Source organism: Streptomyces sp. 13-12-16, from assembly GCF_002114215.1.
Taxonomy (GTDB): Bacteria; Actinomycetota; Actinomycetes; order Streptomycetales; family Streptomycetaceae; genus Streptomyces.
In genome coordinates this window covers 1-848 of the sequence record NZ_NCTE01001052.1, presented here as the reverse complement: position 1 = coordinate 848, position 848 = coordinate 1, and the positions used below count along the sequence as shown (strand labels likewise).

Below are 848 nucleotides of genomic sequence, written 5' to 3'. Positions count from 1 at the left end.
GATCCGGATTTCGTAGCCGCCGTCGAGAGCGGTGGTGCCGCCGGCGGGCAGTTCGATCCGCCACAGGCGGGTGCCCGGCGCGTGGCGCTCCGGACCGGCGTCGTCCTCGGGCGCCGCCCAGTCGGCTCGTTCCTCGATCCGGATGTCCGCGTCGGAGGTGACGGGCACGCGCTCGCGCACCTCCACGGAGACGGGCACCGCAAGCCGGTTGGCCAGCTCCACGTGGACGCGGTGGTCGAGCACCGTGACGTTGTTGCGCAGCCCCGCGGTCGACTCGTGCAGGTTCACCCGGCGGGTGACCCCGATGGCCTCGGCCGGTCCGAGCCCCACCCGGGACACACCGCCCGGGGCGAGCGTGGGCAGCGCGGCGGTCAGCAGGAACTCCTCGTTCACGGTGACCTCCACCGGACCGGCCAGCAGGGCCTGATCGGTGGCGTTGGAGAGCACCAGCGTCGTGTACACGGTCTGCTCCACGGACGGGACGCAGATGTACTCGGTGCGCAGGCCGACCGGGATCTCGCCGACGGTGACGGTGTGCCAGGTGCCGTCCGAGGGAATGTCGGCGGGAGCGGCGGCATCGAACCGGTGGTCGAAGGAGCCCGCCGACTCGCGGGGCCGCACGGCGTACCCGGGAAGGGGCAGCGAGCCCACCGTCTCGGCGCGGCGGCGGTACTCGGCGGTCACCGGGTCGAAGCCGGAGCCGGGGAACAGCCTGCCCCGGCGACCGCCCGGCTCGTCCGGGCCGCACAGGACGAGTGCGGAGTAGTCGAGTTCGGCGCCGTCCGGCCGCGGCGGACCGGTCACGGGCACCGGCGGCGCGGGCGCGGCGGGCGGTGGCGGAGCCGCCC

The 848-nt window shown here is 75.0% G+C and carries 1 protein-coding gene; it reads right to left on the bottom strand.

The genetic code is table 11. The features are described 5' to 3' along the window. A partial coding sequence (locus tag B7767_RS35005) for a DUF4139 domain-containing protein (protein WP_143652798.1) occupies window positions 1-848 on the bottom strand: 848 nt, incomplete at both ends.